Source organism: Nonomuraea sp. NPDC050556 (genome assembly GCF_044457355.1).
Lineage (GTDB): Bacteria > Actinomycetota > Actinomycetes > Streptosporangiales > Streptosporangiaceae > Nonomuraea.
This window is the reverse complement of sequence record NZ_JBITGU010000005.1, coordinates 880,158-893,965: the sequence shown is the minus strand read 5'-3', so window position 1 is coordinate 893,965 and position 13,808 is coordinate 880,158. Positions and strand designations below refer to the sequence as shown.

The 13,808-nt window shown below is 69.9% G+C and carries 10 protein-coding genes; 3 read left to right on the top strand and 7 right to left on the bottom strand.

Annotated features, from left to right (window positions below; all coding sequences use genetic code 11):
* Positions 1-2: 2 nt before the first annotated feature.
* Positions 3-1,211, bottom strand: a complete 1,209-nt coding sequence (locus ACIBG8_RS46510) for a cytochrome P450 (RefSeq protein ID WP_397349703.1) — start codon at positions 1,209-1,211, stop codon at positions 3-5.
* Between the two features lie 161 nt (positions 1,212-1,372).
* Here ACIBG8_RS46510 and ACIBG8_RS46505 point away from each other — a divergent pair, with 161 nt between their 5' ends.
* Complete coding sequence (locus ACIBG8_RS46505; protein ID WP_397349702.1) at positions 1,373-4,480, top strand: BTAD domain-containing putative transcriptional regulator; 3,108 nt, start codon at positions 1,373-1,375, stop codon at positions 4,478-4,480.
* On the opposite strand, the gene ACIBG8_RS46500 is transcribed toward ACIBG8_RS46505, so the two are convergent.
* Entirely contained in the window at positions 4,464-5,213 is a 750-nt protein-coding gene (locus ACIBG8_RS46500) for an ABC transporter permease (protein WP_397349701.1), read from the bottom strand. The genes ACIBG8_RS46505 and ACIBG8_RS46500 overlap by 17 nt on opposite strands.
* Complete coding sequence (locus ACIBG8_RS46495) at positions 5,210-6,148, bottom strand: ATP-binding cassette domain-containing protein (RefSeq protein ID WP_397349700.1); 939 nt, start codon at positions 6,146-6,148, stop codon at positions 5,210-5,212. The genes ACIBG8_RS46500 and ACIBG8_RS46495 overlap by 4 nt, the downstream gene beginning before the upstream one ends.
* A gap of 129 nt (positions 6,149-6,277) precedes the next feature.
* Here ACIBG8_RS46495 and ACIBG8_RS46490 point away from each other — a divergent pair, with 129 nt between their 5' ends.
* Positions 6,278-6,808 (top strand): hypothetical protein, encoded by a 531-nt coding sequence (locus ACIBG8_RS46490; protein WP_397349699.1) that lies wholly within the window; start codon positions 6,278-6,280, stop codon positions 6,806-6,808.
* Positions 6,809-6,811: 3 nt separating this feature from the next.
* On the opposite strand, the gene ACIBG8_RS46485 is transcribed toward ACIBG8_RS46490, so the two are convergent.
* Together ACIBG8_RS46485 and ACIBG8_RS46480 are read right to left on the bottom strand one after the other, a co-directional pair.
* Positions 6,812-7,762: a DUF2804 domain-containing protein gene (locus ACIBG8_RS46485; RefSeq protein ID WP_397349698.1), complete on the bottom strand. Its 951-nt coding sequence runs from the start codon at positions 7,760-7,762 to the stop codon at positions 6,812-6,814.
* A gap of 15 nt (positions 7,763-7,777) precedes the next feature.
* The gene (locus tag ACIBG8_RS46480; RefSeq protein WP_397349697.1) at positions 7,778-9,334 is read right to left on the bottom strand and encodes an oleate hydratase; all 1,557 of its coding nucleotides are present in this window, start codon (positions 9,332-9,334) and stop codon (positions 7,778-7,780) included.
* Between the two features lie 56 nt (positions 9,335-9,390).
* Between ACIBG8_RS46480 and ACIBG8_RS46475 the strand changes: the two genes are divergently transcribed.
* Complete coding sequence (locus ACIBG8_RS46475; RefSeq protein ID WP_397349696.1) at positions 9,391-11,028, top strand: ricin-type beta-trefoil lectin domain protein; 1,638 nt, start codon at positions 9,391-9,393, stop codon at positions 11,026-11,028.
* On the opposite strand, the gene ACIBG8_RS46470 is transcribed toward ACIBG8_RS46475, so the two are convergent.
* Entirely contained in the window at positions 11,009-12,739 is a 1,731-nt protein-coding gene (locus ACIBG8_RS46470) for a hypothetical protein (RefSeq protein WP_397349695.1), read from the bottom strand. The genes ACIBG8_RS46475 and ACIBG8_RS46470 overlap by 20 nt on opposite strands.
* Positions 12,740-12,859: 120 nt before the next feature.
* Positions 12,860-13,804 (bottom strand): DUF11 domain-containing protein, encoded by a 945-nt coding sequence (locus tag ACIBG8_RS46465; protein ID WP_397349694.1) that lies wholly within the window; start codon positions 13,802-13,804, stop codon positions 12,860-12,862.
* Positions 13,805-13,808 lie beyond the last annotated feature (4 nt).

The following is a 13,808-nucleotide window of genomic DNA, read 5'->3' as shown; positions in this document are numbered from 1 at the left end:
GGTCACGCGTCCCAGGTGACGGGGAGGCTCTTGACGCCGAAGATGTCGGCGGTCTCCGGGCGGATGGCGACCTCGTCGGCAGGTACGGCCAGGCGCAGCGTGGGGAAGCGGTTGACCAGCGCGGGCAGCGCGACGCGGATCTCGACGCGGGCCAGCTGCTGTCCCAGGCACTGGTGGATGCCGTGGCCGAAGGCCAGGTGCCCGCCGTTCTGCCGCTGCAGGTCGAGCGCGTGGGGGTTGGGGAAGCGCTCGGGGTCACGGTTGGCCGTGGCGTACGACAGGATGATCGCCGAACCGGCCTTGATGGTCACCCCACCCAGCTCGACGTCCTCCAGCGCCGTCCGCATGAAGGTCTTGCCGACGGTGAGGTACCGCAGCAGCTCCTCGACGGCCTCGTCGACGATCTCGGGGTCGGAGCGCAGCGCGGCCAGCTGGTCCGGGTTCTGCAGCAGGGCGAAGGTGCCCAGTCCCAGCATGTTGGCGGTGGTGTCGAACCCGGCCGACAGCAGGATCAGGGCGATCCCCTGCAGTTCCTCGTTCGTCAGGTCGGTGTCGAGCAGGTCGCTGAGCACGTCGTCGGTGGGGTTGGCGCGCTTGGCCGCCACCAGCTCGGCGAGGTACTGCTGGACCGCGACGTAGGCCGCCATCAGCTCCTCGTCGCCGACCTCCCCGCCGAGGAACTTGTCGATGTTCTCCTGGAAGAAGCCCCGGTCCTCGTACGGCACGCCCAGCAGCTCGCAGATGATGATGGACGGGATGGGCTTGGCGAACGCCGTCACCAGGTCGACCGACGGTCCGGCCTTCTCCATGGCGTCGAGCTGCTCGGCGGTGACCTGCTCCACCCGCTCGGTGAGCTGACGGATGCGGCGGACGGTGAACTTGCCCACCAGCGGCTTGCGGTAGCGGCTGTGCTGCGGCTCGTCCATCAGCAGGAACTCGCCGGGCGGCGCGGGCGGGACCTCGATGTCGCCGAGGTCGACCAGCGGGTGGTGCTTCATGAACTCCCTGCGCGAGCTGAACCTGGGGTCGGCCAGGATCGACCGGACCAGGTCGTAACCGGTGACGATCCAGCCCTGGTGCCCGTCGGGAAAGGTGAACTGGCTGATCGGACCGTGCTCGCGCGCCTCGATGAACTCCTTGGGCGGGTCGAAGGGACACCCCGCCTGACGTGCGGTCGGCATCGTGGCGATGGTGTGGACAGACTCGCTCATACCATTCCTCATCTCGCGATAGTACGTGTTTAGCGCTGCCGGTGGAGCCGCGCTGCAATCGCTGGACCGTACATGACACCCACTTTCACCCCTCGCGCTGACATGGCACCTACACGGTGCTGACACGGGCGCTGACCCGCAGGTCGCTACAATTCGGCACAATGACGGATGTGAAAGTCGGATTGCTCGGGCCGTTCGAGGTCAAGAACCACGATGGGGCCGTCGTGGAGATTCCTGGCGTACGGCTGCGCGCGCTGCTGGCGGCGCTCGCCCTCGAGCCCGGCCGCATCGTCACGCGCTCCAGGCTGGTGGACTGGGTCTGGGGGGAACAGCCGCCGGCGGACGAGGTGAACGCCCTGCAGGCGCTGGTCTCCAGGCTGCGCCGGGTGCTGCCCGGCGGCGTGATCGAGGCGGACTCCGGCGGCTACCGGCTGGCCGTACCCCCTGACTCCGTGGACGTGCACCGGTTCGAGCAGCTGATCTCCCAGGCCCGTACGGCAGAGCCGTCCGCGCGCGCCGAGCTGCTGCGTTCCGCCCTGGGGCTGTGGCGCGGCCAGGCCATGGCGGACATCGCCCTCCAGGAGAGCGAGGCGTTCGACGCCGTCGTCGCGCGGCTGGACGAGCTCCACGTCGCCGCGCTCAGCGATCGGGTGGAAGCCGACATCCGGCTCGGCCGCGGCTCGGAGATGCTCTCCGAGCTGACCGACCTGGTCGCCTCGTATCCGCTGCGCGAGGGGTTCGTGGCCGCGCTGATGCGCGCGCTCGCCGAGGCCGGGCGCGGGAACGAGGCGCTGACCCTCTTCCAACGGACCCGCGAGAAGCTCGCCGACGAGCTGGGCGCCGACCCGTCCGCCGAGCTCTCCGCGCTGCACACCGCGCTGCTGCGGGGCGAGCTGGGCGAGCGTACGGAGAACCGCAGGACCAACCTGCGCGCCGAGCTGACGAGCTTCGTCGGCAGGGACAACTCCGTCGCCGCCGTCGCCGTCCTGGCCATCGGGCACCGGCTGGTCACCCTGACAGGACCGGGCGGCTCGGGCAAGACGAGGCTGGCCACCGAGACCGCGCGGACGATGCTCGGCGACCTGCCGGACGGCGCGTGGCTGGTCGAACTGGCCTCGGTCCAGGCGGGCGGCGACCTGGCGCAGGCCGCACTCACCGCGATCGGCCTGCGCGACCAGGCGCTGCACGGCGACGCGCGCGGCGGCGAACCCATGGACCGGCTCATCGCCGCGCTCAGGGAGCGCGCGATGCTGCTGATCCTGGACAACTGCGAGCACGTGATCGAGGAGGCCGCGGCCTTCGCCGACCGGCTGCTGGGCGAGTGCAGGAGGCTGCGGATCCTGGCCACGAGCAGGGAGCCGCTCGGCATCACCGGCGAGGTGCTGTGCCAGGTCGAGCCGCTCGAACTGGGCTCGGACCCCGCCTCCTCCCCCGCGGTGCAGCTGCTTCGGGACCGCGCGAGCCTGGTGCGCAAGGACATCGGCTCCGACGAGCAGACCCTGGCGGCCATGGTCAGGATCTGCCAGGCGCTCGACGGGATCCCGCTGGCGATCGAGCTGGCGGCCGCCCGGCTGCGCACCATGTCCGTCGACCAGCTCGCGCGCCGGCTCGACGACCGGTTCCGCCTGCTGACCGGCGGCAGCCGTACGGCTCTCGCCAGGCACCAGACGTTGCGCGCGGTCGTCGACTACAGCTGGGACCTGCTGTCCGAGGAAGAACGCGGCGTCCTGCGGCGGCTCTCGGTGTTCTCCGGCGGGGCGAGCCTGGAGGCGGCGGAGGCGGTGTGCGGCGGCGACGAGGTGCTCGACCTGCTGACCGCGCTCGTCGACAAGTCGCTGCTGCTCGTCGACTACGCGGGCGCGCCGCGCTACCGCATGCTCAACACCATCAGGGAGTACGCGGTCGACCGGCTCACCGAGTCGGGCGAGACCGAGCTGGCGCGCCGGGCGCACGTCGCCTACTTCACCGAACTGGCCGAGACGGCTGAGCCGCATCTGCGCCGGGCCGAGCAGCTGACGTGGCTGTCCACGCTCAGGGCCGAGCACGACAACCTCATCGCCGCCCTGCGCTGGACGATCGCCGAAGGGCTCGCCGAGGAGGCGATGCGGCTGGTCGGGGCCGTGGGCTGGTACTGGTTCCTCTCCGGGCACCGGGCCGAGGGCACCGAGCTGAGCATCGCGGCGGCCTCGCTGCCCGGCGAGGTCACCGCCGAGGTGCGGGCCATGGCGTACACCATCGTGGCGATGTTCGTGACCTCGGGGATCGGCGGCGACCAGTTCCAGGCGGAGGAGTGGATCCACGAGGCGTACCGGTTGACCCAGGACATCGGGCTGCGCCACCCGATGCTCGGGTTCGTGGCGCCGCTGGAGAAGATGCTGAGCGAGCCGACGGCGTTCCTGACCGCGTTCGACCCCCTCGTCGCCGACGAGGACCCGTGGGTGCGCGCGCAGGCCAGGCTCACCCGCGGGCGGTTCAGGCTGCTGCTCAACAGCGACGTGACCGACGTGGACGCCGACGCGGAAACGGCTCTGGCCGAGTTCCGCGAGCTGGGTGAGCGATGGGGGGTCTCGTTCGCGCTGACCTTCCTGGCCGAACGGCTCGCCATGCGCGGCGAGTTCGCGCGCGCCTGCGAGCACTACGACGAGGCCGTCGTGGCGCTGGCCCCGATGGGCGGGACCGAGGAGGTCATCGGGCTGCGTGCCCGGCAGGCCCAGCTGTACTGGCTGCTCGGCGACGAGGCGGCCAGCGCGTCCGCCATGGCCGAGGCCGAACGGCGCGCGGGCGGGATCACCTGGCCTGACGTGCTCGCCGAGCTGTCGCTCGCGAAGGCGCGGCTGGCGTACTGGCGCGGCGAGACGGACCAGGCCCACCAGCACCTGGACTCGGTGCGGGACATGCTGGACAACTCCCTGGTCCGGGCCACGGCCATGGACCTGTACGGATATCTCGCCAAGGACCTGGAGCAGGCCCGCGAGCACCGGAACGAGGCGTTCCAGGCGGCCGTGCTGTCGGCGTACCCGCCGCTGATCGCCGGGGTGCTGGTCGGAGTGGCGGACCTCGCGCTGCGCCAGGGGCAGGACGAGCAGGCCGTACGGCTGCTCGCCGCGAGCGACGCCGTGCGCGGCACGGCGGATCGTGCGCACCCGGACGCTGCCAGGATCGCCGAGGAAACGCGAAATCGCCTCGGTGAAAGTGTTTTCACCGAGGCGACGCTGGACGGCCAGGGGCGGGACTGGCGGGAGCTGGCAGAGGTCACGCTCGCTTCGTGAACGACCTGCGCGCCCACAGGTAGCCGATCAGCCCGAGCCCGACGCACCAGGCGACGGCCGTGATGGTCGCGCTGGTCGAGGGCGCGCCGGTCAGCAGGCCGCGCAGGGACTCGATGATCGAGCTGAAGGGCTGGTACTCGGCGAACTGCCGCACACCGGCGCCCATCTTGTCGGCGGGCACGAACGCGCTGCTCAGGAAGGGCAGGAGCATCAGCGGGACCGCGGCGATGCCCGCGCTTTCCGGCGTCTTCGCCGCCAGCCCGAAGGCGACGGTCAGCCAGCCGATGCCGTACACCGCCAGGGCGACGAGGCCGATCGCGCCGAGCCACTGCGTGAAGCTCGCCTGCGGCCGGAACCCCATCAGCAGCGAGACCCCGACGATGAGGGCGATGGCCACCAGGCTCCTCAGCATGGTCGCGATCACGTGGGCGTTCAGCACCGCGCCCCTGGAGACCTGCATGACGCGCAGCCGGTTGATGAATCCGTTCGTCATGTCGGAGTTCACCGCGATCGCGGTCGGGCTGATCCCGTAGCAGATGGTGGTGATGATCATCCCTGGGGTCGCGTAGTCGGCGTAGTTGACGCCCACGCTGAACGCGTCGCCCAGCACGTAGACCATGAGGAAGATCAGGAAGATCGGCACGAGGATGGCGTTGATCAGGGTGATGGGGTTGCGCATGGTGTGACGGAAATTGCGCCGCAACATGGTCGCGGAGTCGGCGATGGCGTTCATCGGGCGTTGGCCTCCTTGTTTCCGGTGAGAGCGAGAAAGACGTCGTCCAGGTCGGGGGTGTGCACCGACAGTTCCTCGACGTCGATGGCGTGGGCGTCGAGCAGGTCGAGCAGCGCGCGGAGCGACTTGACACCACCGTCGCCGGGGACGCGGAGGGCCAGTTCCTCCTCGTCGCTCGTGGAGCCGGGAAGGACCCGGGCCGCGGCGTCGAGTTCGTGCCTGGCGGCGAACCGCAGGCGGACGTGGCTGCCGGGGATCTGGCGCTTGAGCTCGTCGGCGGTGCCCTCGGCGACCAGCCGTCCCTGGTCGAGTACGGCGATGCGGTCGGCGAGCTCGTCGGCCTCCTCCAGGTACTGGGTGGTGAGGAAGATGGTCGTGCCGTCGGCGACGAGCTCCCTGATGATCTGCCACATGGTGCGGCGGCTGCGCGGGTCGAGGCCGGTCGTGGGCTCGTCCAGGAAGATGATCCGCGGGTTGCCGACCAGCGTCATGGCGAGGTCCAGCTTGCGGCGCATGCCGCCGGAGTAGGACGCGGCCATCTTGCCCGCCGCCTCGGCCAGGTCGAACCGCTCGAGCAGCCGGTCGGTGATGCGCTTGCCGTCCGCCTTGGGGAGGTGCAGGAGGTCGGCCATCATCTGCAGGTTCTCCCTGCCGGTGAGCAGCTCGTCCACCGAGGCGAACTGGCCGGTGACGCCGATCGCGGCGCGCACCGCCTTGGTCTCGGTGACCACGTCGTGCCCGGCGACGGACGCCTGACCGCCGTCGGGTGCCAGGAGGGTGGTGAGCACGTTCACCGTCGTGGTCTTCCCTGCGCCGTTGGGGCCGAGGAGGGCGAAGATGGTGCCGGTTTTGACATTCAGGTCGATGCCGTCGAGGACGATCTTGTCTTTGTAGGCTTTCCGCAGCCCCGAGGCTGCGATCGCTGAACCGTTCATGGGAGTTACGATCGCCGACCGCCCTGACACGCGACCGTCGCGCCGCTGACACGCCCCTGATCTCCCCGATTCGTTGATCACGGAATGTGACAATCGAACACGTTCAGCAGTCTCACAGGGGGAACAGACATGTCTTTCAGCAGGTCAATCGCCGTCGCCGCCGCACTCGTCCTGGCCGGGGTCACCGTTCCGGCCCACGCGGCCGCCGAGCCGGACCAGGCCGTCATCCTGTCCTGCACCGGTGGTCTGATCACCGGGCAGTTCGACCCGGCGCTCAGCTTCAGCCCCCAGGATCTGCGCATCACCGGGCAGGGTCAGCTCACCGGGTGCGTGAGCCCGGTCGATCCGACCGTCCCCGCCACCATCCCGCTGACGCTCACCGGCTCAGGGCGGGGCGGGTGCCTGTCCGGCGGCTACAACGGTGGCGGCACCATCGAGTTCACCCTCGGCGCGGGTCGCGGCAGCACCCTGCGGTGGACCGCGAGCATCAACCTCGGCCCGCACACCTACAACGGCGTGGTCACCCGCGGCTGGGGTCAGGGCAGCCAGGGGGTCATTCACGCCCACTCCGACTTCAGCGTCTCCAGCTGCGTGACCGGCTACTCCACCTCGAAGGTCTTCGTCGACTCCGTCCTGGTCACCGGCGCGCCGATGACGTAGACCTCACCAGCGGTTGCGGGCCTCCTCGGCCCAGCCAGTGAGGCCCGCGAGGTCGATCCAGGCGCCGTCGTCAGCTCGGGCGCGGCCGGTGAAATGGCCGAAGCACTGGTGGGTCTCGTTGGCCACCACGCCCAGGTTGGTCCTGGCGACCTTCTCGTGGAACGGGTGGAACTCCACCTCGACCCGCGGACCGGTGACGGTCCACGGGCTCAGCCAGTTGTCCCGGTCATAGGTCCAGACGAGCTCGTCGTCCAGCTTGTGCAGGCGGCCGTCGACGAACAGGGCGTTCTCCGTGGAGCCGGTGCCGTCCGTCCACTTCCCCCCGAGCTGTACGGCCAGGCCGGGCGCGCACCCGGCCGCCCAGTTCCATACGACGGCGTACGGCCATTTGCCCCTGCCGTGGTCCAGCACGGCGAAGGCGTCCTCGATCGGGTGCACCTCGCTCCCCAGCCTGAGGGTGCCGCGCGCGGGACGGCCGAGATCCTTCACCGTGTACTGGAACCGCGTCTCGCTCCACGGCACCACCACGCCGAGCGACTCGTGCCCCTCGGGCAGCGGCACCTCGACGTCCAGCTCCACACCGGGTGCGCTCGCCCGGATCCGGGTGTCGGACAGGACCGTGCGTATGCCGCCGCCCGACAGCGAAGCCGTACCAGGCTCGAAGACGGCTCCACGAGCGAGAGGGACGACGGCGTCGCTGGAGAGCTCTTCGAGGGTCTCCCTGTCCAGCACGTACACGCCCAGGAGCCCGGCGTAGTCGAGCGAGGCGACCACCACGCCGACGATGTGCGTCGGGGTGACGATCCCCCAGTATTCCCATCGCTTGCACCGGCCCCAGCCGCGCAGGTTGGCGCGGTGCAGCGGGCGCCGGGTCCAGCCGACCGCCGCGGGGTTCAGCCGCCCGTCGGGCAGGCACAGGTCGACGGGCTCGGTGATCTCACGCTCGCGGGTCATGGTCGATTTATAACGCTACCTGCCGTAGGCGGTCTTCAGGGCGGACACGGCGATGCGCGGATCGTTGAGCCCGTGGTACATCGGCGGGATCTTCTTCTCGACGCCGTAGTGGTGGTAGACGGCGATCATCGCGGCGCGCACGGAGTACTCGACGGTGAAGACGACGTCCTCGGGGATCTCCACGAACTGGCCGAGGAAGGCGAAGTTCCGCGCCCCCTCGGGCACCACCTTCGGCCGGTCGCCTGGACCGCGACGCTGGAACTGTGCGTCGATGTAGGGCATCTGGACCGTGGTGACCTGCGTGGTCCTGCGCACCTCGTCGGCGATGTCGTCGAAGCCCAGGTGCCCGAGCAGCTCGTCGAGGATCTCGGCGCCGGTGCAGTCGTCCATGGCCTTGTCCACGTGGTCACCGGGTACGTCGCCGAACAGCGAGTAGCCCCACAGCGTGGTGGTGCCCGGCTCCTGGTCGCGGAAGTGCGGCTGGGCAGGGACCACGATCGACAGCAGCCACCGGGAGTCCTTCCACGTCATCAGCGCGCCCTCGCCTGGGACGTTGCCCGTGTACTCGGTGATGCGCTCCAGCAGCGCGGGGCTGTGCATGGTGAGGGTGAACGACTCCCACTTGGACTCGGGGATCGAGCCGCAGAAGACCGCCGGGCGGCCGAAGTCCGGGGCCTTGCGCGCGATCGTCTCCCACAGCCGCCAGGAGCCGTCACGCTTGTCCTTGACCAGCTCGGGGACGGTGTCGTTGTCCCCGTAGGTGGTGTCCGAGGTCATCGAGCCGAGCGTGAAGAAGACCAGGTCGTCCGGGCCGAGGTCGATCCGCCCTGACGAGGTCTCCAATGCGGACACCGTACGGCAGGCCGGGTCGGCGAAGTGCGCGTCGGTGACCGTGACGCCGAAGTCGGTGACGACGCCCTGGGCTTCGAGCCAGCGCTGGATCGGCAGGATCACCGAGTCGTACTGGTTGTACTTGCTCCGCCGTACCCCAGAAAGGGTGTGGATGCGGTCGAACTCCTGCACGAAGGCCAGGAAGTAGCGCTTGAGCTCGATCGCCGAGTGCCAGTTCTGGAACGCGAACGTGGTGCGCCACATGCACCAGAAATTGGAGTCGAAGAACTCCGGCTGGAAGAACTCGTCGATGCGGCGGGCCCCGATGACGTGCTCGGGCAGCGCGAGCAGGCGCGTCATGTCCACCCGCGCGCGGTGGTCCAGGCCGAGCTGCGCGGCGTCGGCGATGGAGCGGTCGCGCAGGATGATGCGCGCCTTGGCGTTGGTGGGGTGCTCGATGTTGAACGCCTTCATCTCCTGGCGGACGGAGATCGCCGGGTCGTCCAGGGTGGGGATGGTCTCCAGCAGGTTCCACAGGCAGACATAGTGCTCGTCCTCGAACATCCGGCCCCCGCGGGTGACGTAGCCGCCCCCGAGCTTGGTCCCGTCCATGGATCCGCCGGTGATGGACAGCTGCTCCAGGATCCGGATGTCGCTTCCCGGCACCCTCGCGTCCCGGATCAGGAAGGAAGCGGCCGCGAGCCCCGCGATGCCACCACCCACCAAATACACGTGTGCCATGAGCGTCCCCCGTCAACGTTCTGTTCCATATCAGTCACTCTGGGTAACAATAGCCCATGAAGGTGCTGCTTGGGCTCATAGTCGTTCTTGTCCTCATTGCGCCCGTGGAAGCGCGCGCCGCGGGAAGCGCGCAGCTGTCCGTGTACGGCCAGCCCGGCTTCTGCCTGGAGACCGCGGCGGGCAACGCGGGCAAGGCAACGCTGCAGAAGTGCGACACCAGCAAGCCCGGCCAGATGTGGACCTACAGCAACCAGGTCTTCAAGAACGACGCCGGATACTGCCTGGACGTCCCGAGCAACGCCCCGGCCAACTCCGTGCAGCCGTGGGGCTACACCTGCAACTCCAGCGCCGCCCAGAAGTGGACCTACAGCACCACCGACTACACGATCAAGTTCACCACCACCTATTGCCTGGACGTCTCCGGCGGCGCCTTCGTCGCGGGAACACCGGTGATCATCTACGGCTGCCACGGCGGCGCGAACCAGAAGTGGGTGCTCGGCTTCAGCGACATGTCCGTGACCACGACGTACACCACGACGGCGCCGCTGAAGATCAAGCCAGGCGCGTCGGCCACCGTCACCGCCTTCAGCACCGGCAACGCGGCGGACCGCGTCACCGCCCCCCGCGCGACGCTCACCCTCACCCCGCAGAGCGGCCTGACCATGACGGGCACCACGGGCACCGGCTGGAACTGCACCAGCACCACCTCGTGCTGGGCCACCAACGTCGCCGCAGGCACGACGGGCAGCGTCAGCCGTACCCTCACCGTGCCCTCGACGGCCACGCCGGGCACCCGCTACCAGGTCAGCGCCACGGTCGCGGTGAGCGAGGTGAACGACCAGGCGGGCAACAACGACGCGATCCTCTACGTGGAGGTCGTCCCCTTCGTCAACGACCTGCGCACCACCACCGCGGCGGCCACTCTCGTCACGGACCCGGGCGTGCCGGTAACGCCCAGCTTCACCGTCACCAACCTGGGCGGCGACCCGGCGTCCGCCGTGACGGTCACCCTGACCTGGCCCGCCGACTTCACCGCGACGGCGCTCTCGGCCGCCACCGGCTGGACCTGCACCCTCGCCACCCGCACCTGCACGGGACCGAGCCTCGCGGTGGACGGCCAGGCCGCCGTCTCCGTCACGGGTACGGTCGCCGCCACCGTGAACGCGGACGCGTCACTGCAAATCTCGGCGACGAGCACGGTAGGCCCCCTGGGCACCGACCCCGTCTCCACCAACAACACGGCCACGGTGACGATCACCATGTCCCCGGTCGACCTGCGGATCGCCAAGCAAGGACCGTCGGACGCCGTGGTCGGCGCCCCCTTCTCCTACACGGTCACGGTCACCAATGCGGGCACGTCCAAGGTCGTCGCGGCCTCCGTCCGCGACACCCTCCCCGCCACGCTGGCGAGCGTCTCCTGGTCCTGTACGGCTACCGCCCCGAACAGGTGCGCCACCGCCACGGGCACGGGCAACGCCATCACCACCTCGGTCGACCTGGCAGCGGGCGGCAAGGCCACGTTCACCGTGACGGCCACGGCGACGGAACCGGCGAGCGGCACCAACGTCACCAACACCGCCACCGTGACCGCGCCGACCGGGGTCACCGACCCGGACACCGCCAACAACACCTCCTCGGCGGTGACGGCGATGACCAGCAGGGCCGACCTGGAGATCAAGAAGTCGCTGACGTGACCCGCCTGCCCGCTATCCGCAGGAACCCGCCCAGAAGCAGCAGACAGGCGCCGACACCTGCCGGGGTGTACACCGACAGGCCCGTCCAGGGCAGCACGGCGCCGTGGCCGTCCGGGTCGATGGGCGGGTTGATGAAACCGGGGATCCGCACCTCGGCCGAGGCCGTGTTGTCCTCGGGGCGGGGATCGGTGATCCCGTCGGGGAGCTTCACCGACGTGGTGTTGACCAGCGTGCGGCCGACCAGCCCAGGCCGGGGCTCGGCGGTGATCCGCAGGGTCACGGTGGATCCGGGGATGAGGTCGGCGACCACGCGCACCGGGTCGTCCGCGCGCTCGCCGCACCTCGCGCCGGGGCTGGCCGTACAGGTCCAGCGGACGTCGCGCAGGGCGGTCGGCACGTCGTCGGTCAGGACGGCGCCGCGCACCGAGCCCGGCCCGCGGTTGGTGAGGGTGACGAGGTAGGCGATCCGGCCCTTCTGCAGACGTTCGGCGCGCTTCGTCAGAACCAGGTCGGCCTTGTCCTGAGGCCCCGCCACCACCTTCTCGACCAGGGTGTCCTCGTCGTTGGCCGCGACGAGGTCGGCGGTGTCCGAGTCGACGATGGCCTCGCTGCGCAGCAGGGTGCCCGGGGCGGCGTGCTCGTCGGGGCGCACTCGCAGGACGACGGTCATCGCCGACGCGCGCTGGGCCGGGTCCGCCGCCTCGACGGCGCCCACGTCGCACGTGACGACCTGCCCGTTCGGCACGCAGCCCGGCGTGTCCGTGCTCACGAGGTGAAGATGCCGGTCCAGCCGCACGGTGAGCTTTCCGCCCTCGGCGTCAGAAGGGCCGTTGTTGCGCACCGTCACCGTGTGCTCCACGACCTCGCCGGCGACGACGGTGGGCGGGCCCGTGTAGGTCACCGCCAGGTCGCTGACCCTGCCCACGTTGAGGTCGACCTTCGCCGACTCGTTGTCGCGCGCGTGGACCTCCTCGGAGCTGGAGGTGACCTTGGCCGAGTTCTGGATCAGGTCGCCGATCCTGGCCCCCGGCAGCACCCGCGCCTTGAACAGGACCGGCCTCGTCTCCCCCACGGGGACCGTGCCCAGGCGGCAGGTGACGGTCTGCCCGGCCGCCGCGCAACCCGCTGTCGAGGAGGTGAACCGCAGGCGCCGGTCGAGATCGTCGACGACGGTGACGTCGCGGGCGTCCGAGGGGCCGCGGTTGGTGACGGCCAGGGCGTACTCGATCACCTGGCCAGCGTCGGCCGCGCGCGGGCCCGACTTGGTGATCGACAGGTCGGACCTGGTGGTGACCGCGGTGCCCGCGCCGGCGCTGGAGGTGTTGTTGTCCTGCCGGTCGTCGGGGGTGAGGGCGGAGACGCGCCCGGTGTTGCCGATGACCGTGCCCGGCGGGGTTCCCGGCGCGACCTTGACGGTGATCGCGAAGGTGGTGGAGTCGCCTGTTCGCAGGTCGCCCGCCGTACAGGTGACGGTCCTGTCGTCCGCCGTGCAGCCCGCGGGAGAGGCGGAGACGAAGCTGAGGTGACGGTCCAGGACGTCGGTCACGGTGACGTCCCTGGCGCCGGCCGGGCCGTGGTTGGTGACGGTGAGCCGGTAGACGGCGGTCTCGCCGGCCACCAGCGCGCTGTCGGCCAGGGCGGTTCCGAGGGGGACGGCGCCGAGGAGAACCACGGCGCCCGCGAACCGCCAGGCCACAGACGGCTTGCGCACCTATTCCTCCACCAGACGAGACAACTCGATCAAGGTGTACAGGAATGGCGCTGAACCAGCGGATTGCGGAGCGGCAGCCGGATGAAGTTGATGGACTTTTTACCGGCTGCCGCCTTGTGCTCAGGGAGCGAACGGACCCGTCTTCTTGATCTCGAGGTCCGCGTTCGGCTCCTTCGGCACCAGCCCGGCGTCCGGACCCGCCGTGTTGTTCGCGGTGTTCGGGTCGTCGGTGGTGGACGAGACCGTCGCCGAGTTCTTGATGGCGTACGCCGCGGGCACCGGGTCGGCCACCTGGACCTTGATGGTGAACGTCACCGACTTGCCGACGCCGAGCTTGCCGACGTCACACGTGACGTCCTGGCCAGCTGCGGCGCAGGTGGCGCCCGCACCGTTGGAGACGAAGGTGAGGTACTGGTCGAGCGTGTCCTTCACCTTCACGGCCTGCGCGTCGGACGGGCCGTCGTTGGTGACCGTGATCGTGTAGTCGGCGCGCGCGCCCTTCTGCAGCTCGGCGGGGGCCTTCTTCTCGATCTTGACGTCGGCCGAGGTCTTGACCTTGGTCGGCCCGGCGGTCGAGGAGTCGTTCGTCGGCGTGCCGTCCGGCGTGTCCGCCTTCACCGACGAGACGTTGGCGATCTCGGTGTCCTTCGGGGTGTCCGCCTTGACCATGACCTTCACCCTGAAGGTGACCGAGGCGCCCACGGCGATGTCGCCGGCGACGCAGGTCAGCTTCTGGCCCACGGCCGTACATCCGGCGGGGTCGGACGACACGAACGTCAGCCACTCGTTCAGGTCGTCCGTCACCACCGCCTTCTTCGCGACCGACGGGCCCTTGTTGGTGACGACGATCTCGTAGATCGCCTCCGTGCCGGCGATCAGATCGCCGTCCGCCTTGGCCTTGGATACCCCCGCGCGGCGCTGTGACGACGGCTTGGGCAGCAGCCGGTGCGCGATCTCCAGCCCGCCCGACGTCTTCGCCTGTGTCGCGGCCGGCACCAGGACCGCTGCGCCCGCGAGCATCACCGCCAACGCCCATGCGCCGCGTGGGCGCCTGTGCTTCCTCACCGAA

Coding starts and splice junctions, on each gene's coding strand:
- ACIBG8_RS46510 (WP_397349703.1), bottom strand. CDS start 1,211: ATGAGCGAGTCTGTCCACACCATCGCCACGATGCCGACCGCACGTCAG.
- ACIBG8_RS46505 (WP_397349702.1), top strand. CDS start 1,373: ATGACGGATGTGAAAGTCGGATTGCTCGGGCCGTTCGAGGTCAAGAAC.
- ACIBG8_RS46500 (WP_397349701.1), bottom strand. CDS start 5,213: ATGAACGCCATCGCCGACTCCGCGACCATGTTGCGGCGCAATTTCCGT.
- ACIBG8_RS46495 (WP_397349700.1), bottom strand. CDS start 6,148: ATGAACGGTTCAGCGATCGCAGCCTCGGGGCTGCGGAAAGCCTACAAA.
- ACIBG8_RS46490 (WP_397349699.1), top strand. CDS start 6,278: ATGTCTTTCAGCAGGTCAATCGCCGTCGCCGCCGCACTCGTCCTGGCC.
- ACIBG8_RS46485 (WP_397349698.1), bottom strand. CDS start 7,762: ATGACCCGCGAGCGTGAGATCACCGAGCCCGTCGACCTGTGCCTGCCC.
- ACIBG8_RS46480 (WP_397349697.1), bottom strand. CDS start 9,334: ATGGCACACGTGTATTTGGTGGGTGGTGGCATCGCGGGGCTCGCGGCC.
- ACIBG8_RS46475 (WP_397349696.1), top strand. CDS start 9,391: ATGAAGGTGCTGCTTGGGCTCATAGTCGTTCTTGTCCTCATTGCGCCC.